This is a genomic window from Stieleria bergensis (genome assembly GCA_007745635.1).
Taxonomy (GTDB): Bacteria; Planctomycetota; Planctomycetia; order Pirellulales; family Pirellulaceae; genus Stieleria; species Stieleria bergensis.
In genome coordinates this window covers 3542987-3567730 of sequence record CP036272.1, presented here as the reverse complement: position 1 = coordinate 3567730, position 24744 = coordinate 3542987, and the positions used below count along the sequence as shown (strand labels likewise).

The window sequence follows — 24744 nt, the reverse complement described above, 5'->3', positions numbered from 1 at the left end:
AGAGCCAAGTCGGCAATGAAGCGACTAATTGGACTCCGCACTCACAGTATTCCGTCAACGCTTTAAATTACCGGTGGAATCTTCAGAAAAAAACGGGAAGGGTCGCTAATTCCCAGTCGCGGGTTCGGCCGCAGATTTTGCCTCTTGGTCTGCACTGGCGAGTTCGTGGTTGAGAATTTCCAGCAAGGTCTGCAGGAAGACGACCACCATGGGGCCAACCAGGATTCCAATGGGGCCAAAGACAGGGACGCCGCCCAGGACGCTGAGCAAGGCGACTAATGGATGCAGCTCGCTGTGGCCGTGCAACACCACCGCCTTGATCACATTGTCAATCTGGGAAACCAGTGCTGCTCCGTAGATGGCCAGCAAGGCCGCCGCCCAATAGTTTTGATCAACGACGGCAAGGTACAATGCCGCCGGTACCCAGACCGACGCGGCACCCAGAAAGGGGATCGGAGCCATCAGGGTTGTGATCATGAACAGCAGCACCCAGGATTCGAACCCGCAGGCAATGAATCCTATGGTCGCCAAAATGCCTTGTGCCAGTGCGCTTAAGATGCTTGCCAAGACAACGGCACGGCTGGTCTTGTCGAACTCCAGCAGCAACTGTCGCTCATACTCTTCTTCCAGCGGACTGAGTCGCATGATGGTTTGCAGCATCGATGGACCATCGACAAAGAAGAAGAAAACAGCGATGATCATGATGAACATCGCAAACAAGGTGTGCGTCACAATCTTGCCGGTTGCTCCGGAGATCTGTACAAACTTTGGCTGAATGAATTCACGGGCCGAGCGCAGGGCGCCCGCCAGTTCCTTTTCGCGGGGATTGGTCAACATTTTGGCTTGAGCGCGAATGCTGCCGCCCAGCGAGTCGTTGATCCAAGTGTTGATGGCTGCCGAAGCGGTCACGCTCTGGCTGTGGAACTGTTCTTCAACGGCGATTCGGTTGGAGGCCTCGGCCAGGCTTTCCTCGTCGTTGATGTTGGCTAACCCGGCTTGCTGTTCCAAGAGTTTGCGCAACTGTGCCAGTTGGTCGACCGCGTTTGCCGCCGCACTGCCCTCGGCCGGCGGAATGTCAGGGGACCGTTCTGAGACCTCGGCGTCCAGGTATTGGATCAACTGCTTTGCTTCGGCGATCTCGGTCTTGACTAAGTCTGGCTTGTCCCAATGATCCAAGGACGTTGCGATTTCGTCCAGTTGGTGGTACTGGTCCGAATGAGGAAGCACCAGGCCGAAACGCTCGCGGGTCGTTTCTAGGGTGCGTTGGAGGTTGTTTAGGTCTGTGCGTCGCACCAATCCCGTTAACTGACCAACCGCGATGGAGACTACCAGGCAGATCGGCAGCAGAACCATCAGCATGATCGACAATGTGGTGGCGAGTGCCGCCATCCGCGGGCGGTTACCAAACTTGTTGAGATACCACTGGTGCAGTGGCCGAAAGATCACCACCAGTGCCGCAGCCATAAACAGTGGAACAAAGAATCCCACCATGACTTTGTAAAACAACAGCCCAACAACGATGATCCCCCCCAGCAAAGCCAGGACTGACGTGACGCGTGAAAGACTAGGCAGTCCCGATTGTGCAAATCCGAAACCGCCACGCGTTGATTCGACGGGTTCGGCATCCTGGGGCTTTACCGTTTTCGGTGACTCGATGTCTCCCGAATCGTTCACTTTGCCGCCTGAGGTGTTGTTAGAATCGGTCACTGCGTTGGGCTCAGTTGGTAGACAGAATGATTTTCAGACGGGCATCAATTGGGGGTGTTTCAGGCGCGCGTGTCGCTCGTTTGTGGCGTCCTGCCCAAAACCGCGTGCGGAGAATGCGAAGGGTCACCGGCAAAGTCAACTCTGACGGTTCCCGCGAACGGGTTACCACTGTCCGGTTGCTTTGTCCGCATGCACGATCCGCTGGGCATCTTTGCTAATTCCGTACGCCAAGTTTGGCTGGTTCAGTTCCAGGAAAATCGCGTACTTTTGATGGACCGCATCACTGTAAACCACGGGCGCCAGGCTCAGACGCAGAAAGTGCACGGGTCTGCCATTCCAACGTTTTGTGAACACACCGGCCGCGAGGGTTGGCTCGGGTTTGAGTCCATAGAAGGATGTCATTGTTTGGGTGATCCGCCGATGATCACCGGTGAAGCCTTCAAAGGTGACACGTTGCAATTGAGCCGCACCGTCGAAATAGTAGGTGAGTGTGCCTGCAAGGTCATCAGCGCGCGTACCGGTGACAACGGGGACACGCATGCCTTTGAGACGCATGTCAGCCAATGTCGTGCTGATCCGCGAATACCGAGTCATCAGCGCGGCCGGTGTGAGATCGAAACGCAACAGTTCGCGAAAATCTTCCACGGGCCTGCCGGCAAGCGAAGGCCCTCCCTGATCGGCCGTGGGAATCCCGGTCAGTTCGGCCACTAACTCTGGATCGTAGCGGCTGCTCGAGAGCGTCGCATCACGAACGTTTTCAATATCGCCTAGCCGATTGGTGCTGGGGCTTGTGGGCGATTTTGAAGTGTCGCTGGCAGAGCTGCCGTCAAACAGAGTCGACACGGTGCTGATGGTGTCCTGCCCAAGATCGGTTTCATAAGACAAGATGGCTCCAATGGCCATCATGCCCAGACCAACAGGAGCAAAGCGTTTGGCGATTGTGGTAAGACTCATCGTGCATCCAAAATTGATAGCGAAACAATATCCCCTATCAATGTCGGCATGCCCGAGAGAGATCTTGTTGCCAAGATGCGTGGGCGGAATCAAATCCTCGCGGTGAGTCGGCAAGCAATGAACGTGCCGATCGTAGCTTTTGTTCGGTGGGTGGCGTTGGATGAAACGTCCCTAAGATTCCAATTCTTCCCAACGCTCGAACGCTGAGGATAATTCCGATTGGATTGATTCCAGCTCTTGAGTGGTCTTGGCGATCACGTCGCCCGGTTTCTGGTAGAAGCTAGGCTCGGCCATGGTTTCATGGATCTGAGCGACCTGCAGTTCAAGTTGTTCGATGCGTTCCGGCAGGGACTCCAGTTCACGCTTCTCTTTGTAAGAGAGTTTGCGTTTCTCCGGCTCGGTGCTGGTCGTCGCAGGAGGAGTTTCTTTGGTTGACTTCTTCGTCGCGGGTGGGGTTTCGGAAGCCTCTGTTTGGCGGCGCTGGACGGCGGCCTGCCATTCGTCGTAGCCGCCGACATAGGGGCGAATTGTTTCCTCTTCAAAAACGATCGTGCTGGTGACGACGTTGTTCAGAAAGCTCCGGTCGTGACTGACTAGCAGCACGGTGCCATCGTAATCGATCAGCAGTTCCTCAAGTAACTCCAGTGTCTCGCTGTCCAGGTCGTTAGTCGGTTCGTCCAGCACCAAGACGTTGGCGGGCTGGGTCATCAGTTTTGCCAGCAACGCACGGTTGCGTTCGCCACCACTAATGAACTTGACCTTTGTACGCGCTCGTTCGGGCGTGAAAAGATAGTCTTGCAAGTACCCCATGATGTGTTTGGTCTTGTTGCCAATCTTGATTTGGTCGGACGAATCCGCCACGTTCTCCTGAACTGTCAATTCGGGGTCAAGGGTGTCGCGAAGTTGATCAAAGTAGGCGACCTGAAGGTTTGTGCCTAGTTTGATCTCGCCCTGAGTCGGCTGGAGTTTCCCCAGCAAGAGTTTGAGCAGCGTTGACTTGCCCGCGCCATTGGGACCGATGATCCCCACCTTGTCACCACGCATCAGGACGCTGGAAAAGTCATCGATGATGCAATGATCACCGTAGCTGAAGCTGACTTCATCCAGTTTGGCGACCAAGGCACCACTGCGGATGGCGTCTTGGACTTCAATCTTTGCCGTGCCCTGACGGTTCTGGCGCTGGCTGCGTTGCGATCGCATCTCCTTGAGGCGTCTGACGCGTCCTTCGTTGCGCGTTCGACGCGCTTTGATGCCTTGGCGGATCCAAGCTTCTTCTTCGGCCAAGCGTTTGTCGAACAAGGCGTTTTGCTTTTCTTCCGCATGCAGTGCTGCTTCTTTGCGTTTCAGAAAAGTGGGATAGTCACAGGTCCAATCAAACAGGTTGCCGCGATCGACTTCCCAGATTCGAGTTGCCAAACGCTGAAGAAAACTGCGGTCGTGAGTGATGAACAGCAGTGTTTTGGGCCAGCGTGCCAGGAAGTCTTCGAGCCACAGGATGGATTCAATGTCCAAGTGGTTGGTGGGTTCGTCCAGCAGAAGCAAGTCGGGATCAGCAACGATGGCTTTGGCCAGCAGCACGCGGCGTTTCATTCCGCTGGACAGTGAAGCCACATCCGCGTCGGGATCCAGTTGCATTTTGGAGAGCGTCGATTCCACGGCGTGCTCGGCAGCCCAGCGAGTGGAGTCGTCGGCGACAAGAGCCGCATCGAATCCTTGAATCACGACTTCTGCGATCGTGCCGCTTAGATCATCGGGAACGTCCTGCGTCAGTCGCGCAACCTTGGCTTGGTCGGAGACTTGAATTTGCCCGTGATCCGGAGCAATGTCCCCGGCAAGCATTTTTAGCAGCGTGGTTTTGCCCGCGCCGTTTCGACCGAGCAAGCCGATGCGTTGCCCACGCTCGATTCGTGCTGTGACGTTGTCCAGCAGGTTGGGGCCGCGAAATCCGATCGAGACTTCTTCTAGAGTAATCAGTGCCATCGTTGCTGCTATTTCCTAAGATGCTCAAACTTGCAGTGTACGGATGACATCCGACACTGAGGAGGCATTGATTTCCGCCAGGGCTGCTGGCAACTGATCGACCAATCGCGTCGATAGCGTTGGGTCGTAGTAATTGGCTGTGCCGATTTGGACAGCCGAGGCACCGGTCACCAAGAACTGCATCACGTCATCAATATTGGCAATGCCACCGATACCGATGATGGGAATGTCGACCGCGCTGGCGACTTGGTGCACGCAACGCAGTGCGATGGGCTTGATTGCCGGCCCACTCAATCCGCCCATCCCGTTTCCAAGAATCGGCTTGCGTTTCTTCCAGTCGACAGCCATCGCCAAAACGGTATTGATCAGGCACACCGCATCGGCGCCGCCCTCCTGGGCCGCTTTGGCAATCTCGGCAATGCGAGTCACATTGGGAGTCAATTTGGCAAGAATCGGGACAGGGCAAGCCTTGCGAGCAGCGGCGACAACGTCATGGCAGGATGAGGCATTGGTGCCGAAGTCGATTCCACCGCTAACATTGGGGCAGGACAGATTCAGTTCGACGGCTGCGACTCCCAGTTGGCCGACAAGTTGAGCCAAACTGACAAAGTCGTCTTCGGTGCGTCCGGCAACGCTGACCACGATGGGTGTGTTAAGCGTTACTAAGTAGGGCAGGTGATGTTCGCAAAAAGCATCCACCCCGTCATTGTCCAGTCCGATGGCGTTTAAGAGACCACCGGTGGTTTCAACGGTCCGCCAGGGAGCGTTTCCGACGCGTGGTTCGGCAGTGATTGTTTTGGGAAGCACGCCACCGAGCTTGCTGACGTCGACGACCTCTTGCATCTCACGGGCATAACCAAAGGTCCCCGAGGCAACCATGATCGGGTTGGGCAATGCAAGGCGACCGAGCTTGGTCGATAGGTCGACGTTGGGGATCGGTTGATCGCTGTCAGTGGGAGTGGCTGTCGCTTGATTCATCGCTATCGCTATTCGTTTCAATTAAAGGTTGCTGGCACGATGTGGTGGAACGGTTTGGTCGATCAAACGCCTTTGGATCTCTGCCATCAGATGTTGCGCGACGGCTTCCTTGGTGTCGGTGATCTTGGTGACGATCGCGCCGCTGGGATCAATCAATTCGACCTCGTTGCGCTCGGCATCAATCGCCGCTGGACCATTGCTAACGATTAAGTCGCAATGCTTCTTTTCAAGCTTCACGATGGCCCGGAAGTGACGGTCCTCTGATTCCAAGGCAAATCCCACGACCCATTGGTGCGGCTGCTTGGCTTGACCGAGAGTGGCGACGACGTCGGGAGTTTCGATCAGTTGCAGCTGCAACGGCTGACCGGTTTTCGCTATTTTTTCGGCTTCGATAAATTTGGGCATGTAGTCGCAAGGGGCAGCGGCACCAATCATGCCATCACACTGGGGAAACCAGCGACTGCTTTCACGCAGCATGTCATCCGTGCTAACGACGGGAATCACTGTGGCTTGCGAGGGGTACTCGATCGAGACAGGCCCCGAGACCAGGATCACCTGGTGGCCTTGGTCGATCGCAGCCTGGGCAAGGGCGGCGCCCATGCGACCGCTGGATGCGTTTGACAAATAACGCACCGGGTCCAGGTACTGACGCGTCGGCCCGGATGTGATCAAGATTTTCGCCACGACTAGTATTCTTTCAGAGCTCGGCTAATCAAAACATTTAAGGTACTAGTTTCGATGTTCATTTTGGCAGCCGCCAGGGCAAACAGCCGTTTTTCGCTTTCATCAAGGACACCGTCGGCAGCCATCATCCGCACAAGGTCCACCATCAAGGCTTCACAAGTCTGGCGATCGCTGGGCAGATGCAGGGCGGCATCGTCATCCAATCCGTAGCGAATCGCCTGCTGAAGTTCCAGTTCGCCGAGCTCCAGTTCGCCGCAGCGGTCCGCGAACAACGCCACTTCTCGTTGCGCAAAGTAGCCATCGGCCATGGCCATTACGACCAAGTTCCGTAGTCGGCGGATTCGATCGCTGCGGCTGCTGTGACTGCTCATTTGGGCATCTTACCCAGTGCTCGCCCGCTTGCCTAGCGGAACGCTGTCCGCTGGTTTGATGGGTAGCACGGCGAAGAGGACTCGCATGGATTGGAATCTTACCGAGCAGACCGAAGGAAGATGCCATCGAAGTGGCGGCATCCGGTCAGATTGGCGCTGACAGCGCTGGCAGGGCTTTGGTAGTCAACAAGCAAGATTGTTGTCAAGGCAGCGTTTTGTGCTGCGAGCCACCTTATGATTACTTGCTCTGCCCGTGTTTCGATTGTTCATTGCCACAGCTTTTCGTGCCTCTTGTGTTCGGCAACTGGGTTTGTCGCTGCCGTTTCTGTTGTCGCTGGCTGTTGTTGCACTGCCAGCAGATGCCGACGATTCCCCCTCCAGTCACGTTGACCATCAACCGCTGGCGACCGCTGTGTTTCAGCTGGATGTGCTGCCGGCAGTGACCGAGAACTTGCCGGCGGCATCTGAGGATACCGAGGAGCCCGTCGATAGCGAAACGGTGTTGGCCCCAGACGGAGAAGCAGCGGAGGGTGGCGAAACGGACAGAGAAGCAGCGGAATCGAATTCAGATTCACACGAAAGCGTTTTCCAAACCGTTGGCTTTCTAAAACAACCGGCCTTCACGCAGTCACAGGTCTATCGACCGATCGCGAAAGGATTTAGCTGGATGGCAGCCGATTGGAGCGGTGCGGCTGAGTTTGGCATCGATGGCAGTAGCGGGAACTCAGATACCTTGGCGATGCAAACAGGGATTGATCTGAAACGCGCCAATGAGTTTCGCGTGATCGAGATCGACGTGGCTTATCGAAATGCCTCCAATACGGGGATTCGATCAGAGAATAACGGGCGATTCAATTGGAGTTATGAGCGATTGCATCAGAACACGGCTTGGAGTGCGTTTGCCAAAGCCAGTGTGGAGTGGGATCAATTTAAAGCCTTTGATTCGCGTCTGAATATGAACGCTGGTTTGGGGTACGATTGGATTCGCGAAGACAAACGCCGGTTGACCGGACGTCTGGGTGCCGGTGCGTCGCGCGAGTTTGGTGGCCCCGACGATTCGTGGACTCCTGAAGCCGTCGCTTCGATCGAAGGCTTTTGGGAAATCAACGGGTACAACGAAATCAACGGCAAGTTGGAATACTTCCCCAGTTGGAATGATCTGAGCGACTATCGTGTGGTCAGCGAAGCGAACTGGGATCTGTTGCTGACCGCCGATGACGCGCTCACACTGCGACTATCGATCACCGATCGTTACGACAGCACTCCGCAGGGAGCTCGTCCAAACGATTTCTATTACACCGCATTGTTGCGTTATAAGTTTTAGTCTGCCTGGAGTGTCCCCGAGTATTCGCGGGCCGTTAGGCCCGTTTTTGGGGTGCGGCGCCGAACGCCAAAACGGCTGATGGGAGTGTGGCTATTGCCAGAACTGGATGGCGTCCTCGCGTGGGATCCAGCCTTGCTGGTTCTGGGCGGTCTCAATTTGCAGCCAACCTGAGCGTTGTTCGAGAATGTTGACTTGCACGCCGTCTGCACTGGCGATCTCGGCGACTCGGTCAAATTCTTGCCCATCACCGCTATGAAGCACAACTTGTTTGGATACAAGCACGGCTTGAAAATTCGTGTGCTTGGTTTCGCTGGCCAGCCACAGTGAGATCGCCGACACCGCCAGCAAAATGAACGGCCCAATTGCCAAGATTCGTACTGGGAACGTTGGGCGAAAGATCCAGACGAACAGCAGTGCCCAGAATAGCAGAGAGGATAACGCCAGTAGGCCGAGCATCACCGTGCGGCCGGTCGCTGCGAGTAGTGCTTGGTTGAAATAGGAGACGACATCCAGGACGTTGGCTCGCTTTTCCAATGGCATTTCTGATTCCCCCGACCGTTTGGATTCGACGACGGCCATCACAGCATCCAGGTTGGTTTTTAACTGGCGGTCAAGTGGATTCAGTGCTAGGCCATTCTGGTAGTTGGCAATCGCGGCGCCCAGTCTTCCGGACTGAAAGCATGCATTGCCTTGATTTTGAAACAGCTGCGCACTGTGCACACCGGCGTCAATTAACAGTTGATACTTTGCCATCGCGGTGGAGAGAAGCTCGTTTGCTTCGGCTCGATCTGTTTCGATGACCGCCATTGCCTGTCGATAAGTCTGCGTTGCCTCGTCGAGGATCACCTGTTGCTGTTCGCCGGTGAGGGCGATCGAGTGACTGTGTTGAGGCGTTGTCGATTCGGCATGGAGCGTCTCGGGAGCAATGGATTGCAGCCCAAGAGCAAGAAGAACCAGCAAGCCTTGTGCGGGAGCAGGGTTCGTGGATTTATCCGCTGGCTTACGAGAGGTGGATAAAGCGGGACGGACGTCGGATTTGCGATTGCGACGAAGCCCTGAATCGAGCCGATCGACTAAGTGGAAGAGACGCTGTCGACTGCTGGAGAGATCAACGTGCTCGGCGATGCCGCTGTGTCGACGGGTGCAGGCGTTCCACTCGGTCTCGAAGGCCAAAGCTAGTTCGCGGAAACCCGCCAGACGCAGAGCACCGATCGCACTCTGCATGCCACGAAGTTGCTTGCGTTCCAATCCATTGGCAATGAACCGAACCAGCGCGGTTTCGATGTCCGCCAGGCTCTGAGCTCGTTCGAGATCGGACTGGCAACGCGTTCGCTCGGACAGAATGCAGCTCCGAAGAGACGCCCAGGCTGTTCGGAAAACGGAGGTTCGGACGGCCAAGAAGGTCACGAGCCACACCAATGCGGGAACGACGATCAACGCCAGCCACCCGCTTGCAGGGGTGTCAAATCGCTGTGATTCCAGAACGCTCGCTGAATCAGAGTTGTCAAAGTTGGGCTGCAGAACGACATTCGATGGGTCGCCATCCTCTGCCGCTTGATGATTGCTGACGATCTGATCAAAAGCGAGAACTTCACCTTTGGCAACCGTAATGGGAATCGGCTCGCTGTAAACCGTCTTATACGACTTTGTTTGCGGATGGAAAAAGCTGAACGGGATGGCCGGAATTTCGGTGATGGACTCGTTGCGTGGACGGACCGTCGTGAGAAACACTTTTGAATCGTCATGAACAAAGCCTCCCGGTGAATCGTCGGCAACCTTGAACCCGTCTGTCAGAGACGTGAGTTGCGCCAGGGGAGGCGACTGGACCAACTCCATCGGTCCGTCCCCGAAAATGCCAATCCGCAGTTCGATGGGATCACCGGCGTTGACACTCTTGGGCCCGGCCTCGGTTAGGATTCGATACGAGCCCACCGCGCCGCGATAGCCCTCAGGTCGCCCCTCAGTCGGGATTGGCAAGATGGTGGTTTCATCGACGGAGGCTTGGGCCGAGATGGGGCGTACCGCGGTTACGGCCAGGCGATTGCGAAAGGGAGATGCGAAGCCGTCTTCGTCCATTAACTGGGACAGACGTGACCCTCCAAAGGGACCGCCGCGAAACATGCTGTCGAAGGGGTCTCTCGCGCGGCCAATTTCTGTGGGGTAATTAACCACGACTCGAAGGTCACCGGCATCAATCTTGCCCGGACGGCGGGGATACAGTGTGGTGTCGATTTCGTACAGGTAGTAGGCACGCTCATTTCCATCGTCGTCGGTGCGCAGCACCTCCCGGCCCCCGGGACGCTGGCCATTTGAGTCCAGTTCCTGCATTCGATCCCCAAAGCTTCCCCAGTTGGTTTGCTGGGAGACGGTGTTCCACATATTACCGGCATCGAGCTTGATGTTATTCTCGCGATCAATGTAGGGTTTGATCCAGATTTTTAGTGTCTGGACCAGTGCTTGGCCGACATAGACTTGGCTTGCGCCGCCTTCGACTTCCACGAACAGTAGGTCACCTGTTTCACTCTTGGAGGCCACAAAACGCTGTGCTTCGGTGCGCAGTGTCTTCCCCCCGACCTTCATCTCCAAAGGCGGTAGCTCAAACGTGCCTTCACGTTCCGGTGTGATGGTGTATGTGATGGAGACGATGTTCATCCGTGTGACCCGACCATTCAGATTGGTCGTTTGGCGGATCGTCCTGGGAGCTCCATCGCGTCGAATCTGGCAACCATCGATCACCGGTGTTGCGGGCAATTCGTATTCGTCATCGACCGCGGCTTGGAGGGTCAATGTGATCGCTGAATCCACATAGGTTTCCCGCGTCGAGAGTTGAACGGCAATTTGCTGCGCTGTTGCTGTGCCAATGGCAACAGCTTGCAATGACAGTGCAGCAAGAAGGATGATAAAGCGGTTCATTGGCAATTCGATGGAATGAATGGCTCGTGAGTTGTTCGTGGAATCACCAGTCGCGGGCGACAGGAATGCTGCGGCTGCGCTCACGACGTTCTTGCGTCAAACGCCGGATCATGTCGCGGTCGCGAACCGATTGCAGTAGTTTCAGTGCCTCTTCGCGAGTCATTGGTCGCTCGTCCTCCGTTTCGCCAGACACAGCTGTCCCCTGGGCCGGTGGCTGGTTGTCGTTTTCGCTGGTCAGTTCACCAGTGGCTGTATTGGGGCGATCCTCCGGCTTGTCTTCCGAGTCAGCATCATCAGCTGGCTTCGAGGCACCATTCCCATCCTGCTCGGGCGACTCCTGTGGATCATCTTGTTGACCCTGCATGCTTTGGCTTTGCTGATCTTGGCTTTGCTGATCTTGGCTTTGCTGATCTTGGCTTTGCTGATCTTGGCTTTGCTGATCTTGGCTTTGCTGATCTTGGNTTTGCTGATCTTGGTTTTGCTGATCTTGGTTTTGCTGATCTTGGTTTTGCTGATCTTGGTTTTGCTGATCTTGGTTTTGCTGATCTTGGTTTTGCTGATCTTGGTTTTGTTGGTCTTGGTTTTGTTGGTCTTGGTTTTGTTGGTCCAATTGGTCCAGCAAGTTGACGGCGAGTTCGATGTTCGCCCGGGCGTCGGCGTTGGTGGAGTCCAGTCGAAGGGCACTGCGATAGTTGGTGATTGCTTGGTTTAAGAGCTCAATCGCTTCGTCAGGAGCCTCTTGTTGCTGTTGCAGTGCCTCGCTGTAGCGGCAATTTCCCAAGTTGTATCGACTGTCAGATGCCACTTGAGTGTCGGAGGATTTCGACGTCGCTTCAAAGAGTTCAGCGGCAGGACTGATGTCACCGTTTTTAAAGTGGGCAACGGCTAGGTTGTAGTTCAAGTGGTCGCGTTGCGAGGCGCTGGCCTTCAGTGCTTGGTATTCCTCAATGGCGGGTTCGTATTCACCTTGTTGGACAAGCTTGTTGGCAGCGTTGATCTTTGCGGCGAATGGTTCGGGTTCCTGCGCTGTGACCCACGCTGGTGCGATCAACAGGGAGGCGAATAAATAGAGTGCATGCTTCATCTAGACATTCCTTTATGCGGCATGTGTGCCAGACGGCTGGTCTGTGGATGAATGGTGTTCACGACTGTTCTGCGGCAGATTGACCCGCGTGTCTTTGTGATGTTTTGCTTTGGCGGTGCTGACCCAGATTTCCAGCATCAGCAGAATCAACGCTGGGATGGCAAACCACTGGAAACGCGGTGTGTACGCATCGATGGTCGCGCTTTTAAACTCTGTCTGTGGGACGTTGGCGACGTATTGGTGATACACATCCGCCATATTGACCTGTTTGGTTTCTGCTGGGATGTAGGCACCGTCGGTTTCGGTCGCGATCTCTTTCAAGATCGAGCCGTTCAGTTTGGACCAAACCTGTTGGCCCTCATGCTGAACAAACTGATTGAACTTGTCCTGTTGATCGGGGATTCGAGCCCCTTTTTCGAAGTCACCGAGTCCGATGGTGAAAATCCGCACGCCGTTCTCTTCGTGCAGTTGTTTGGCGATCGTGACGGGGTCGCTCTCTTGGTCCTCTCCGTCAGTCAGGATGACCATGGCTTTGTGATCATTGTCGATTGAGATGAATCCTGAAGCGGCCGATTCAATGGCTTGCCCAAGTTTGGAACCACCACGTTTTAAGGTGTGTGGTCCCACGCTTTTTAGGCTGTCGCGGAAATCGTCGTAGTGCGTTGTCATGGGCACGACTTGGCGAGTGTCGCCAGCGAAGGCGACCAAGCCGATGCGATCGCCTGCCATTTCCGCGATCATGTCCAAGATCTGTTGTTTGGCACGTTCAAGGCGGTTTGGTGTGGCGTCTTCGGCCAACATGCTGCGTGAGACATCCAGCAGAAACATGACCTCGATGCCTTTTTGAGGCACTTCACGGCGAGTCTTTCCCCAGCGGATGTCCAGCATCGCCAAGGCAAGGCAGATCAAAGCGGTCCCGACCAGAAGCCCCGACCAGAGATGTCTACGGCCAACGAGTCGGCGCTGTCCACCGGTCCGCGATGAAAATTGAAGGGCAGCCCGGCGCCGCGCATCGAGAGCGTAGCCAGCGATCAGGAAACCAGCCAAGACTGGAACGATCAGCCAGAGACTGGCGGGGTGACCCATTTGCACATCGGGATTCATGACAATTCCCTCAACCAGGTTTCTTGTAGGACCCAGCGCAGGAGCAGCAACAGGAAGGCTAGCAGCAACAGCGGTGGAATGGAAAACCCTGCGACGCGGTAATCTTGTACGGCTAGCTCGCGATAGTCCACGTAATGTTGAGCCTCGACCTTGGTCTTTTCCAGGGCGTCAATTTCGCGGTAGATGTTCTCAAGCGAATCGGTGTCCACGGCGCGAAAATACTTGCCGCCCGTTGCCTGAGCCACTTTCGTGAGCGTGTCTTCGTCGATATTCACATCGATCATTCTCAGGAACTTACGTCCGCTAAAACGGTCGATCACGGGAACGGGCGCCTGTCCCTTGGTGCCGACACCGATGGTGTAAATTTTCACGTCGAGTGTTTGAGCCAGTTCGGCGGCTTGGACGGGATCCATGTCGCCGGCATTGTTTTCGCCATCGGTTAGGAGGATGATGATCTTGCTTTTAACTTTGTCTTTCTGACGGTTGTCCAGTGCGACCAGTTTCTCCACGGCCAATGAGATAGCGTCGCCGATCGCCGTGCCGTCTTCTGCCTGTGAGTTGACGATCTCGGTGTTGTCGAGCTGGTTGACCAAGAACTGGTGGTCTAGCGTCGGCGGTGTCTTGGCGTCGGCGTAACCAGCGAAGCTAACCAGGCCAACAAGATCACTCACACGGCCTTCCAGATCGTCGCTTCCGTTGACAAACTTTGTGACGACGTTTTTGATTGCGGTCAAGCGATCAACGTTTTCGCCATCAAGTTTAAAGTCCAGCGCCTGCATGCTTCCGCTGCGGTCGATGACGATTTCGATGGCGATGCCCTCTGAATCGATGAACGTCTGTGATCTCCCTTCACGAGGACGTGCAATGGCGATGATCAAGAAAACGAGCGCAGCGATGGTGAGTGCAGGTGGCAGCCATGCCAGACGCTGGCGCAGCGTCGGTCGCAGTTGTTTGGCAAGACCGACGCTGCTGAAACGAATGCCAGGTTGAGAGCGTCGCGCAAAGACTCTCCACGCAGCAAACGGCACAAGCAGTAACAGCAATAACAGCCAAGGGTGAGCAAACATCAGCAGTCTCCGAGGTTATCCAGTGGAAACCGGTGGTTCGTTGAGATTCATGTCAGCGGCGGTGGTTGGTTTGGGGGATGATGAAACGCTGTGTGTTTGATCCAGTTGCGTGGCGGTTGTCTTGATCAGCGTTTCCGCTCGATCGGTTAGACGTGCCAGTTCGCCGGGGCCGATGGCTAGGCCGGCAAAGCTTGTTAACTCGATGGTATCGAAGATCGATTGATACTCCGTCAGCAACTCATCGCACAGGCCGTTTTGCTCCGCCAACGAGTTCATGAACTGTTCGCCGGAGAGACTTGCAGCATTGATCCCGAGTTCCAGCTCTGCGTACTCGCGTAGGATCGCTGAAATCTCGCTGGTGACAAGTTGAGCGTGACCTTCGACGATGACGCCGGAATCACGCAGCACCTCAATTTCTCTCAAGGCCCAGTCTTGTGCGCTGATCGATGGTCGGCGTCGCTTGAAAGCCAGTAGCGCCAACGCGAGAAAAAAAGCGACACCGCCACCCAATGCCCAACGATGCCACTTGGGATCGGGGGAAGGTAGAGGTTCATTGAGATCAATGACGGAACGGACGGCGCGAGGCTGGCTGGTGTCTGGACGATTCTCTAGGACGCTGACGACATCAATGGTCAGCGGTTCGGAGAGCAGCGTTTTTCCCTGTTCGTCGATAGCGACGGTGGCCTGTAGCGGCGGGATCTCTTGTTGTCCCGTGCGAATGGTTTCCAGTGTGACCCGCCGAACCCATTGGCGTTTTGTCGCTTCACCATCAATCGGCAGATCAAGGCGATCCGTGATTTCTGTCACCTCAAATTTGCCGAGCTTCGCAGAAATCTCTGGCAGCCGCACACGAGCCCCCTTGGGAGCGATCACGGTGATTGACACCGAAAACGGCTGCGCGACCTGAACGGAGGTTTCAGAGAGACGCGCATCAAATGTTACCTGTTCCAATTTGGAACTTGCCAGGACGCCGGCGCTGTCCTGCGCTAGGGCGCGCGGAGCGGTTGCGATGTGGCTGCAGCACAGCAACGCCACAAACAACTGGCACCCTTTCGCGATCCACCAAGACCAACGGCGCATCATCGTCGTGCCTCGCGTTGATGAAAGTATTTCCGTAACGTCTCGACAACGTCACCATCGGTAGTGACATGAATGGGAGCCAGTTTGATGCGGCGGAACAGGCGATCGCGTTCTTCACTCTGCTGCCGAGCGAGTTTTTCGAACAGTTGTCGATTCTTGCGGTTGGAGGTGTCCAGACGGATCGTTTCACCAGACTCGGCATCACGCAGCTTGATCATGCCTACGTTGGGCATGTTGATCTCTCGAGGATCATGAACGACGATCGGTACGATATCGTGTTTGCGACCGCTGATTTTTAACACTGATTCGTAATCGTTGTCGATGAAGTCACTAATGAGGAACACGACAGTTCTTCGTTTGCAAGTGCGGTTCAAATGTTGCAGTGCTTGCTTGATGCTGGTTCCTGATCCGACGGGGGAGCAATAGAGCAACTCGTGAATCAATCGCAGGACGTGACGCGGTCCCTTGCGCGGCGGGATGGACTTTTCAACATCATCTGTAAACAGAGTCAGGCCGACCTTGTCGTTGTTGCGAATGGCGCTCATCGCCAGTGTCGCGCCCAGTTCCGCCACGATGTCTCGCTTGGTTTGTTCGCCGGTTCCGAACGCTTGAGAGGCACTGAGGTCGACCAGGAGCATGACCGAGAGCTCTCGCTCTTCATGGAACAGTTTGATGAATGGTTGATCGCTTCGTGCCGTCACGTTCCAATCGATGGCGCGAACGTCATCGCCAACCTGGTAAGGCCGAACCTCTTCAAACTCGATCCCGCGTCCCTTAAAGGCCGAGTGCCAATTGCCAGCGAGCAACTCGTCTACCTTGTGAGAGGTGCGAATCTGGATGCGACGAATTTTCTGCAGGACTTCTTTGGGGACCATGGCGACTTCACATGGGTGTTGCGGCGCTCAGCGAATCGGAACGATCGTGCAACGGAGTCAGGGCGCCTGAACGCGATCCAAAATCTCTTGAACGATCGCTTCGCTTGTTCGCTCTTCGGCCTCAGCTTCGTAGGTCACGATCACTCGGTGACGCAAGACGTCCAAGCCGATGGCTTTCACGTCCTGTGGTGTTGCATAGCCGCGGCCGGAGAGGAACGCATTTGCTTTGGCGGCTAATGCCAAATTGATCGTAGCCCGAGGGGATCCGCCGAATTGAATCAGGTCAGCCAGATCAAGCCCGTAGGCCTGTGGGGTGCGAGTCGCCATGACGAGGTCGACGATGTAGTTCTCCACGTTTTCAGCCACGTACACTTGATCGACCAACCGACGAGCCGCCATGATCTCGGCGGGCGTGGTAACGGCTTTAACATCGAACTTGGTGTGCGTTTTGCTCATGCGGCGAAGAATCTCCAGCTCTTCATCACGAGTTGGATATTCGACCACCACCTTTAGCATAAACCGGTCTGTCTGGGCTTCCGGCAGCGGGTACGTTCCCTCTTGTTCGACCGGGTTCTGAGTCGCCATCACGAGGAAGGGTTCATCCAATGGGAAGGTTTCACTGCCGATTGTGACCTGGCCTTCCTGCATGGCTTCCAGCAGGGCGCTTTGGACTTTCGCGGGCGCCCGATTGATCTCGTCTGCCAAGATAAGGTTGGAAAAAATCGGGCCTTTCTGGACCACGAAGGTTTGGTCTTGGGGCCGATAGACTAGGGTTCCAATTAAGTCGGCCGGCAGCAAGTCGGGAGTGAATTGCAAGCGTTGGAAGCCGGTGTCGATTGCTTTCGCAAGATTGGCCACCGCAGTGGTCTTGGCCAGCCCGGGGACACCCTCAATCAGCAAGTGGCCGCCGGTAAGTAAACCGATCAGCATTCGATGGACCAGTTGCTCTTGCCCGACAAGCACTTGATTGACTTGTCCAACGATCCGCTGAAAGGGTTCGCTCTGTTGCTTGATTTGTGCGGTCAAAGCATTGATCGCTTCGTGAGAAACCGTTTCCGCGGCCATCGTATCCCCTTGTGAAACTGAATCCAATCAACTGAAAGGTGTGGTCATTCCATTGATCCTACGCCGCAAAACATCAGACGGTTTGCGGCGGCCAGGCGCCAAATAGGGAAGATATCCGTCACTGCCGTGCTGAGCAAGATCAAACAGGCTGTTCGATGCGTGCCGGACAGGGCGCGATCGGATTGTTGAGGCTGCCGATTGGTCGACAAAGCCTACGCGTTCGCTGCTGCAAAGCGGCGGTTTCGTGTCAACATTGAAGCGTCGACACAGGCACAAACTCAGTCGGTTGATGCCGGCGGCAACTGATCAACCATGCCCGCGTCGGTGCGTTTGAGTTCTCTGACCATTGACTGACGGAACTGCAGTAGCAACTCACGGTGCTGAGGGGATTGCGCCAAATTGGTCAACTCCTCAGGATCCTGCTGCATTTGGTACAGCTCTTCCGTTTCGCCGCTGACCAGGTTCCGAATGTACTTGTACTTGCCTTCGGAGAGCATCACATACCAGGGAACGCCGGGACCATGGTAGAGCGCTGGGTCGTCGTTGTCTGGAATTGTATTCGTTGCCGATCCATATTGTCTGCCGGTGTGAACTAGCATAGCGGGGTGTTGCCATTGTTTGGGTTGTTTGCCAAGCAGTGGACTGAGATCGTGTCCGTGCATTTTCCAAGGCGGTTCGATTCCGGCCTGAGCGAAGAAGGTTGGCGGTAGGTCAACGCCGCTGACGGGTGCCGTGATGACTCGTCCCGCACTGGGTTCCGCTTGCTGGCCAGGCAAGCGAATGATCAGAGGTGCTTCCACCGTCGCCCGGTACGGTGCGACTTTGGATTTGAATCCGTGTTGCCCCCATGCAAAGCCCTGATCGGAAGTGTAGACGATCAGAGTGTCTTGGTCCTGTCCCGTTTCATCCAGCACTTGCATCAGTCGGCCGACGTTTTCATCAATGGCAACCACACCTTGATGATACTGCCTGACCCAATCCTTGAGCTTTCGGCCAGCCATGTCTTTCATCCCGACAGGAGGCTTATCACGGACCTTGCGTTCAACCGGCAGGCCGTCTGGCCCCGGTTCCCAAAACGCTGCATCGCGGATGTACTGGGGCTTGCCCGGACGCGGTGGATAAACATCCGCTGGCACAGGCACGTCAATGTCTTTGTAATCGTCTAAATGGCGATCCGCTGGAGTGAACGGTCCATGAACAGCGCCGTAACAGAGCCAGAGGTACCAGGGTTTGTCCTCTTCACGTCCCTCGCCACGGATGTAATCCATTGCCCAGTCAGTGTACTTGTCCGTGGTGTAACCTTTGACCAGTTCCGGTGGTCCACCGTTTTTGCTGATGAGTTGATTGTCATAGTAAAACGGCGCGTTGGCGGGATGGCGGGGGCGATTCCAGACGATCTGGTGGTCCCAGTCTCGACCGTAGCCCGCATCCACTCCGGTGTGCCATTTTCCGATATGAGCGGTGGTGTAGCCTTGTTGACGGAAGACGGAGGGCCAGAACCGACATTGCGCCGGATCGTATGCGCTGCCTGGGTATTCGCCTTCCATGCGCATGGATTCAATTCCGTGCTGGTGCAAGCCAGTCAGCATGGTCGCACGAGACGGCATGCACCAGGAACCGATATACGCATGGTTGAACCGCACGCCTTGCTTGGCCAATGCGTCGATATTGGGAGTGCGGACCCAATCGTAGGCGTCAGGATAGCAGCCAACGGTGCGGGTTGATTGGTCATCGGTATAGATGAACAGGATGTTCGGTGGCTTGGCTTGAGTGTTGCGGGCGGTCAGGAGAAATGCCAAAGTAAGAATGGCAACGCCAAGTTGCAATCGGTTGTTCATCAAGTCGCCTTCAACAAGAATAGGACGGCAGAGCAGGCTGGTTGGGATCAGCGTTGATCTTCGGTTTCGAGAAGCAATGATAGCATAGTTGCCAGACGCTGGGGCGGTCGGAAACACGCTGCCCGTTTGCACGTTTAGACAGCTTTTCACGTCGCGGCAGCCAGCCAGCGGTGAACTTGGCTGCGGTGAGTCAACGTCTGGGCCGTCGCACTAGCGGATGGCTTGCAATGACTGTCACAGCATCGGTCTGATGCCGGAACGGTGATCGGTCGCAAGATGTGTGCCAGGGACTGTGGTGGCCGGACTATCCGTCAATCGGATGGTCTTTGCCTAATTCAAATGACTTCGCGGGTGTGTTCCCGTTGCCCTCTTTGGCGGCAGAGCGTTCCTTGAGTGTCTGGCGCGTCTTCCGCAACCAAAACCAGGAGATGGGGCCAAAGACAAACGTCGTGATGGCCAGAAGCATGCTGGCAATGGACAAGGATTGAAAGACGCCCAGTGTGAGGCCATCAATCCAGCCCGCGATGATTGGCCAAGCGAATCCGCCGCACATCAGAAGAGAAGCAAAGGAAATCAAGTGGCAACGTCTGCGCCACCGTAACCACTCTTTCTGGTACGTTCGATGAAATTCCGGCCACGTGGATGATTCCGATGGGGGGTTTTCGCTGAGATCAACGGGCCGGTAGGGATTCTGTTCGGGATGATCGCTCATACCGATCATTGTAGCCGATCAGTGAGTGACTTGATTGCGGCCGCCTGACGCTGTTGGAAAAGGGACTGCGTCTGGCATGATTGTTTGGAATGGCTGACGGGGCCGGCTGCATGGCTCTACGGCTATCTACGCGTTTGCGGTGTCGCCACCGATGCTGGTGGTTGGTGTTGCATCGACGGGGGCGACAGGCGTGTTTGTGGAGGACTGTCGTTGCGTTTCGGATTGCTCGCGTAGGTCAATGACGGGAATGTGCTCTCGCAGGTCAAGCAATAGATCAATGATGTCACTGCCACTCATTTTTGCCGGGTCAAAGCTTTGGGTGGCGCTATACTTAAAAATGATTTTCTGTGTGATTTTGGCGTCTGGGACGTAACCCATTCCCCACGATCCAAACTGACGGTTTGTGATGTCGGACACATCGAGCAGAGTGATGTCAGTGTGCCGCGGATCGGTGACGATTCTGCTGTACAGGCGGTTCACTTCTGGCCGCGGTCCCTCGATGCACTGCAGGAAATACTTGTGGTCAAAGAGCAGAAGCCCCGAGATCCCCATTTGATGATTTCGTTTGTTCGCAATCGCCAGGATTTTCTTGATGTCGTGGTGCTCGAAGTCGTCGGAGATCTGACTGCTGTAGATCAAGCGGGTTAAAGTCATGGGGACTCCATGAGTGGTCGGGATGCTTCTCTGCAAGACACTAGCTCGCAGCACGATGAATGAAGGGGATCCACCATATTCTCGGCGAATTGGCGCACATCCCCCATGTCCAAACCGTGCCGGAATGATTGATAGTGTTTACGTTTGTCACGCTCCTCTGGTAGACGATTGCCGATTGTTTTCGGGGGAACCCCTGGCGATCCAGCTTTGTCGAACTTTGTTCCAACAGCGCTGACACGTTCCGATGTCACAGGGAGGGCCAAATTTGTGTCGCGTTTCTGCGGTGTGCAAACGGAGTCAGTTAATCGCCGGCTGGCTTTTCGGTCTCCACGCTGGTTTGTCAGTAGGCTTTGGCGGTTTCCCGGCATGGTGTCACACTGGGCGAGGATTGGCCATCCAGTATCGCAAAGGCTGGTAATGGCGATTTTGCGGGTGCGACGCATTGACGAATCAGCGTCGTGCGTTAATCCTTAAGACCGCAGTCGCGGTGCCGCGTCTAGCGGAAAGCGAGCCTCGGATGGACATGAGGACCGTGCTGGTGCAGTGCCTTCTGCTTGCGAACAGAAGCGGTGGATTGGCAGCGACGCCGGTGCCTCATCGAGAGCCCATCGCCATGGTTTCGCCAGTCTCTTGGGCTTCGATTTTGTGGATGGTGAAAGCGCCCCAGGCGATCCGCTGTCGGCACAATGTGCACCGGGTGAGGAATCGGCATAGGCGTTACAAGGCACCGAGATTGGCTGGAGTTCTCAGTCGGCTTTGCGATCGTTGTCATCCGCGAGAACGCCGGTAGCCGAATGGACCGATTGACCGGCAAATACTCCCAACACTGGTCGCGTTCCGCCGTTTTCTTTGCTGATCAATGTGATACAGCCTCTGAAAGCACAGGAACGAAGGGCCTTCACCACCTGATAATCGTTCTGGTTAAACCCTGTGGATCTACGGAAATACTTTGACGGCGACGGGCCACCGCGAGATCACTTCATCGCAGTACTTCATCACTGGGCACAGCAGTGTCCGGAGAAGGTTGCGTATGAACTGATCGATAACGAGACGACCGACGCTCTGAGTCTGCTGACCTACGCGGGGCTGCGCGACGAAGTCATCGGCTTGGCTGGCTACTTGCAAGGCACATGTCGAATCCGACCAGGGGATCGTGTGTTGCTGCTGTATCCACCCGGCCTTGATTTCATTGTTGGCTTGTTCGCCTGCCATGCGGCCGGCGCAGTCGCCGTTCCGGCATTCCCGCCGCGGCAGAATCGCAAGGCATCTCGCATTCGATCCATTGTGGTTGATGCAGGCGCGAAATGGGCGTTGACCAATCAAGCAACGACAGACCGCATCAGTGACCACGGGGACTTGGTGGGGATTCAAGTGCTGGGCACTGACAATGCCGAACGGCGAGACCCAGAGCGCTATCGCACGCCCACGCTCTCCTCGGACACTTTGGCCGTCTTGCAGTACACCTCCGGATCGACGGGGACGCCCAAAGGCGTGATGTTGACGCACGGAAACCTGATCGCGAATTCCGAATTGATTTGCCATGGGTTTGAACCGTCAGCCAATACACGAGGATTGTCCTGGTTGCCAACCTATCATGACATGGGACTGGTCGGTGGCGTGCTGATGCCGCTGTTCATCGGTTGCAGCAACTACATGATGAGCCCCATGTCGTTTCTACAGCGACCCGCACGTTGGTTAAAGGCGATTTCGAAGTACGGCATCACCATCACAGGTGGGCCGAATTTCGCTTACCAGTTGTGTGTTGACAAAGTGCATGACGACGAGATCGCGGGCACGGATCTCAGTACACTGGAAATTGCGTTTAATGGCGCAGAGCCAATCCGTTCGAGCACACTGGCAGCGTTCTCGGAAAAGTTCGCTCCCTATGGATTCCGCTCCGAAGCGTTTCTGCCTTGCTTTGGCATGGCCGAAACCACGTTGATCGTGACCGGTGGGCCAAAATCGCCGCGGCCGATCACCCAGTGCTTTGACCGCAACGCTTTGGACACAAAACGTGTGTTGCCTGTTGCTGAGGACAGCGACGTCGCGCGACAACTGGTTGCCTGCGGTGCAGTGTTGCCAAAAGAAACGGTGTTGATCGTCGATCCAGACACCAGTGAAGTTCTGCCCGGCGACACCATCGGTGAGATTTGGGTGTCCAGCCCATCGGTCGGGAAAGGCTATTTTCGTCGCGAGGATGCGACAACACAAACGTTCCAAGCGAAAACCAAAGACGGTCGCGGCCCCTTTTTGCGGACCGGCGATCTAGGGTTCCTGTATGACGGGCAACTCTACGTCTCTGGCCGACTGAAGGACATGATCGTCGTCCGGGGTGTCAACCGTTATCCACAAGACATCGAAGAGACGGTTGAACAGGCCAGCAAAGTGGTGCATGCCGGTGCCGTTGGTGCGTTCGCCATGGAGCATGATAACCGGGAACAGTTAGCGATCGTTGCGGAAGTTGCTCGGCTGCGGGATGTCGATTGGGATCGTGAGATTCAGGCGATTCGACGCGCGGTCACCGAACAGCACGAACTGCCACCCGATGCGGTTTACCTGGTTCGCAATAGCAGCGTTCCCAAAACCAGCAGTGGAAAAATTCAGCGTCACGCCTGTTTGCACGCCGTCCGTGACAATGAGTTGAAGTTGATCGCCAAGTGGGTGCGCTGGGAAGAAGTTGGTGGTGGATTCGGAAGTCAGGATCCCCAGGGCACGATGATGCAGGCCGCCGCGGCAAGCGGTACCTCGTCAGAGAACTTGGACGTTGACGCTGCCATTGTCTCGGCGATCGAGCACTTTGTTCGACGTGTTGCCGGTGAACGTGCCGCCGCACTCTCGCTAGAGACTAACATTGTTCTGGATCTTGGACTGGATAGTTTAGAACGGCTGGAAATCGCTCGGAACTTGGAACGCACCTTCGGCGGGCGTTTTCCGGAACAGGTCTTGGATGAGATCGAAACGATTGGCCAAACTGGGGCAGCCATTGAACGTTACATGCCTCCGGGAGCCGCAGCACGCGCCCAGGCATTGCTGGCTGGAGATCTATTAGACAAAGTTGGCGATGATTCGTTGGGACAGGATCGGCACCCGGCCCCCGCTGCTCAGACGGTCGAGCCGGAGTACGACTTTTCACAGTTTGGCGAGTTCAGGCGGTTGATGTCGATCAAAGAACAGCTGAACATGACCGGGGTTCCCAACCCGTATTTTAGTGTTCATGAAGGCACCGTCGGCGATACCACGCTGATCGATGGGCAAGAGATGATTAGCTTTGCGAGCTACAATTATCTTGGCCTGAGCGGTCACCCCGATGTCAATCAGTTCGCCAGCGACGCGATTCAGAAATATGGGACAAGTGTTTCGGCGAGTCGTCTTGTGTCCGGCGAGAAGCCAATCCATGGACAACTCGAAAAGCAGATCGCGGACTGGATCGGCGTCGAAGACTGCATCTTGATGGTCGGTGGCCACGCGACCAATGAAACCACCATTGGGCATCTGGTTGGCGAAGGAGATCTGATTCTGCACGATTCTTTGTCGCATAACAGTATCGTGCAAGGGGCACTGCTCTCCGGTGCCAGGCGACGTCCGTTCCCGCATAACGATTTTGAAGCTCTGGATCGAGTGCTGACTGAGACACGTTCGCAATACCGACGGGTGCTGATCATCGTCGAAGGTGTTTACAGCATGGATGGCGACTTCAGCAACGTGCCAGAATTTGTCAACGTTAAGAAACGCCACCAAGCATTGCTGATGGTCGACGAGGCACATAGCTTTGGCACCATGGGGACGACCGGTCACGGCATGGCTGAATACTGGGACATGGATGCCAAAGACGTAGACATCTGGATGGGCACGCTCTCAAAAAGCGCCGCCTCCTGTGGCGGTTACATCGCCGGCAGTCACAGTTTGGTTGAACTGCTGCGTTACACCGCGCCCGGTTTCGTGTTCAGCGTCGGAATGCCTCCAGCACAGGTCGGTGCGGCGCTGGGAGCACTGGACGTGTTGGCACGCGAGCCAGATCGCGTGGAACGGTTGCGGCAACGCAGCGAGTTGTTCCTGAATCTGTGCCGGGATGCCGGGCTTGATACGGGGGAAAGCAATCAGACGCCCGTTGTGCCAGTGATCACTGGCAATTCGCTGGTGGCATTGCGGTTGTCGAATCGCTTGAAGGCCGATGCGATCAACGTGCAGCCGATTCTCTATCCAGCGGTCGACGAATCGGCCGCTCGGTTAAGATTCTTTATCACCAGTGAACACACCGAGGAACAGATTCGTTTCACCGCCGAACGGGTGACGCATCATTTGAGTGAACTCGGATTTCAGCCAGTCAGCAGTGCTGCCAGTGGTTAACGAATGA

17 protein-coding genes are annotated in these 24744 nt (G+C 55.6%); 2 read left to right on the top strand and 15 right to left on the bottom strand.

What is annotated here, in order from left to right:
• Nucleotides 1-105: 105 nt before the first annotated feature.
• The 6 genes from SV7mr_RS12360 to SV7mr_RS12335 form a co-directional block, all read right to left on the bottom strand.
• Nucleotides 106-1707: an AI-2E family transporter gene (locus SV7mr_RS12360; protein WP_145272423.1), complete on the bottom strand. Its 1602-nt coding sequence runs from the start codon at nt 1705-1707 to the stop codon at nt 106-108.
• Between the two features lie 162 nt (nt 1708-1869).
• The gene (locus SV7mr_RS12355) at nt 1870-2661 is read right to left on the bottom strand and encodes a DUF6690 family protein (RefSeq protein ID WP_419187312.1); all 792 of its coding nucleotides are present in this window, start codon (nt 2659-2661) and stop codon (nt 1870-1872) included.
• A 171-nt stretch (nt 2662-2832) separates the two neighbouring features.
• The gene (locus tag SV7mr_RS12350) at nt 2833-4635 is read right to left on the bottom strand and encodes an ATP-binding cassette domain-containing protein (protein WP_145278369.1); all 1803 of its coding nucleotides are present in this window, start codon (nt 4633-4635) and stop codon (nt 2833-2835) included.
• A gap of 30 nt (nt 4636-4665) precedes the next feature.
• On the bottom strand, nt 4666-5619 hold the full coding sequence (locus SV7mr_RS12345; protein WP_145272420.1) for a dihydroorotate dehydrogenase: 954 nt from the start codon (nt 5617-5619) through the stop codon (nt 4666-4668).
• Between the two features lie 21 nt (nt 5620-5640).
• Nucleotides 5641-6303, bottom strand: coding sequence for a phosphopantothenoylcysteine decarboxylase domain-containing protein (locus SV7mr_RS12340; protein ID WP_419187310.1), 663 nt, complete (start codon nt 6301-6303; stop codon nt 5641-5643).
• 2 nt (nt 6304-6305) lie between these two features.
• On the bottom strand, nt 6306-6674 hold the full coding sequence (locus SV7mr_RS12335) for a TerB family tellurite resistance protein (protein ID WP_145272417.1): 369 nt from the start codon (nt 6672-6674) through the stop codon (nt 6306-6308).
• Nucleotides 6675-6927: 253 nt separating this feature from the next.
• Between SV7mr_RS12335 and SV7mr_RS12330 the strand changes: the two genes are divergently transcribed.
• Complete coding sequence (locus SV7mr_RS12330) at nt 6928-7998, top strand: DUF481 domain-containing protein (RefSeq protein WP_145272414.1); 1071 nt, start codon at nt 6928-6930, stop codon at nt 7996-7998.
• A gap of 90 nt (nt 7999-8088) precedes the next feature.
• Here the strand turns inward: SV7mr_RS12330 and SV7mr_RS12325 are convergent, their stop codons facing one another.
• The 9 genes from SV7mr_RS12325 to SV7mr_RS12280 form a co-directional block, all read right to left on the bottom strand.
• A complete protein-coding gene (locus tag SV7mr_RS12325) occupies nt 8089-10911 on the bottom strand; it encodes a BatD family protein (protein WP_145272412.1) in 2823 nt (940 codons plus the stop codon).
• Between the two features lie 1096 nt (nt 10912-12007).
• Nucleotides 12008-13099: a vWA domain-containing protein gene (locus tag SV7mr_RS12315; protein ID WP_145272406.1), complete on the bottom strand. Its 1092-nt coding sequence runs from the start codon at nt 13097-13099 to the stop codon at nt 12008-12010.
• Nucleotides 13096-14166, bottom strand: coding sequence for a vWA domain-containing protein (locus SV7mr_RS12310; protein WP_145272403.1), 1071 nt, complete (start codon nt 14164-14166; stop codon nt 13096-13098). Before SV7mr_RS12310 ends, SV7mr_RS12315 begins: the two co-directional genes overlap by 4 nt.
• Before the next feature lie 15 nt (nt 14167-14181).
• Nucleotides 14182-15249, bottom strand: a complete 1068-nt coding sequence (locus SV7mr_RS12305; RefSeq protein WP_419188437.1) for a BatD family protein — start codon at nt 15247-15249, stop codon at nt 14182-14184.
• A complete protein-coding gene (locus SV7mr_RS12300; RefSeq protein WP_145272397.1) occupies nt 15246-16121 on the bottom strand; it encodes a DUF58 domain-containing protein in 876 nt (291 codons plus the stop codon). Before SV7mr_RS12300 ends, SV7mr_RS12305 begins: the two co-directional genes overlap by 4 nt.
• Before the next feature lie 57 nt (nt 16122-16178).
• Nucleotides 16179-17186 carry an AAA family ATPase gene (locus tag SV7mr_RS12295; RefSeq protein ID WP_145272395.1) on the bottom strand — a complete coding sequence of 336 codons (1008 nt, stop codon included), beginning with the start codon at nt 17184-17186 and terminating at the stop codon, nt 16179-16181.
• A 278-nt stretch (nt 17187-17464) separates the two neighbouring features.
• Complete coding sequence (locus SV7mr_RS12290; protein ID WP_145272393.1) at nt 17465-19024, bottom strand: sulfatase-like hydrolase/transferase; 1560 nt, start codon at nt 19022-19024, stop codon at nt 17465-17467.
• A 304-nt stretch (nt 19025-19328) separates the two neighbouring features.
• Nucleotides 19329-19736: a hypothetical protein gene (locus tag SV7mr_RS12285; protein WP_145272391.1), complete on the bottom strand. Its 408-nt coding sequence runs from the start codon at nt 19734-19736 to the stop codon at nt 19329-19331.
• 126 nt (nt 19737-19862) lie between these two features.
• Entirely contained in the window at nt 19863-20390 is a 528-nt protein-coding gene (locus tag SV7mr_RS12280) for a BLUF domain-containing protein (RefSeq protein ID WP_145272389.1), read from the bottom strand.
• A 930-nt stretch (nt 20391-21320) separates the two neighbouring features.
• Between SV7mr_RS12280 and SV7mr_RS12275 the strand changes: the two genes are divergently transcribed.
• A complete protein-coding gene (locus SV7mr_RS12275) occupies nt 21321-24737 on the top strand; it encodes an aminotransferase class I/II-fold pyridoxal phosphate-dependent enzyme (protein ID WP_145272387.1) in 3417 nt (1138 codons plus the stop codon).
• Nucleotides 24738-24744: the final 7 nt, after the last annotated feature.

What these genes read in the sequence shown, in the direction of transcription:
- SV7mr_RS12355 (WP_419187312.1), bottom strand. Translation starts at nt 2,661, where the DNA reads ATGAGTCTTACCACAATCGCCAAACGCTTTGCTCCTGTTGGTCTGGGC.
- SV7mr_RS12345 (WP_145272420.1), bottom strand. Translation starts at nt 5,619, where the DNA reads ATGAATCAAGCGACAGCCACTCCCACTGACAGCGATCAACCGATCCCC.
- SV7mr_RS12335 (WP_145272417.1), bottom strand. Translation starts at nt 6,674, where the DNA reads ATGAGCAGTCACAGCAGCCGCAGCGATCGAATCCGCCGACTACGGAAC.
- SV7mr_RS12325 (WP_145272412.1), bottom strand. Translation starts at nt 10,911, where the DNA reads ATGAACCGCTTTATCATCCTTCTTGCTGCACTGTCATTGCAAGCTGTT.
- SV7mr_RS12315 (WP_145272406.1), bottom strand. Translation starts at nt 13,099, where the DNA reads ATGAATCCCGATGTGCAAATGGGTCACCCCGCCAGTCTCTGGCTGATC.
- SV7mr_RS12310 (WP_145272403.1), bottom strand. Translation starts at nt 14,166, where the DNA reads ATGTTTGCTCACCCTTGGCTGTTATTGCTGTTACTGCTTGTGCCGTTT.
- SV7mr_RS12305 (WP_419188437.1), bottom strand. Translation starts at nt 15,249, where the DNA reads ATGATGCGCCGTTGGTCTTGGTGGATCGCGAAAGGGTGCCAGTTGTTT.
- SV7mr_RS12300 (WP_145272397.1), bottom strand. Translation starts at nt 16,121, where the DNA reads ATGGTCCCCAAAGAAGTCCTGCAGAAAATTCGTCGCATCCAGATTCGC.
- SV7mr_RS12295 (WP_145272395.1), bottom strand. Translation starts at nt 17,186, where the DNA reads ATGGCCGCGGAAACGGTTTCTCACGAAGCGATCAATGCTTTGACCGCA.
- SV7mr_RS12290 (WP_145272393.1), bottom strand. Translation starts at nt 19,024, where the DNA reads ATGAACAACCGATTGCAACTTGGCGTTGCCATTCTTACTTTGGCATTT.
- SV7mr_RS12285 (WP_145272391.1), bottom strand. Translation starts at nt 19,736, where the DNA reads ATGAGCGATCATCCCGAACAGAATCCCTACCGGCCCGTTGATCTCAGC.
- SV7mr_RS12280 (WP_145272389.1), bottom strand. Translation starts at nt 20,390, where the DNA reads ATGACTTTAACCCGCTTGATCTACAGCAGTCAGATCTCCGACGACTTC.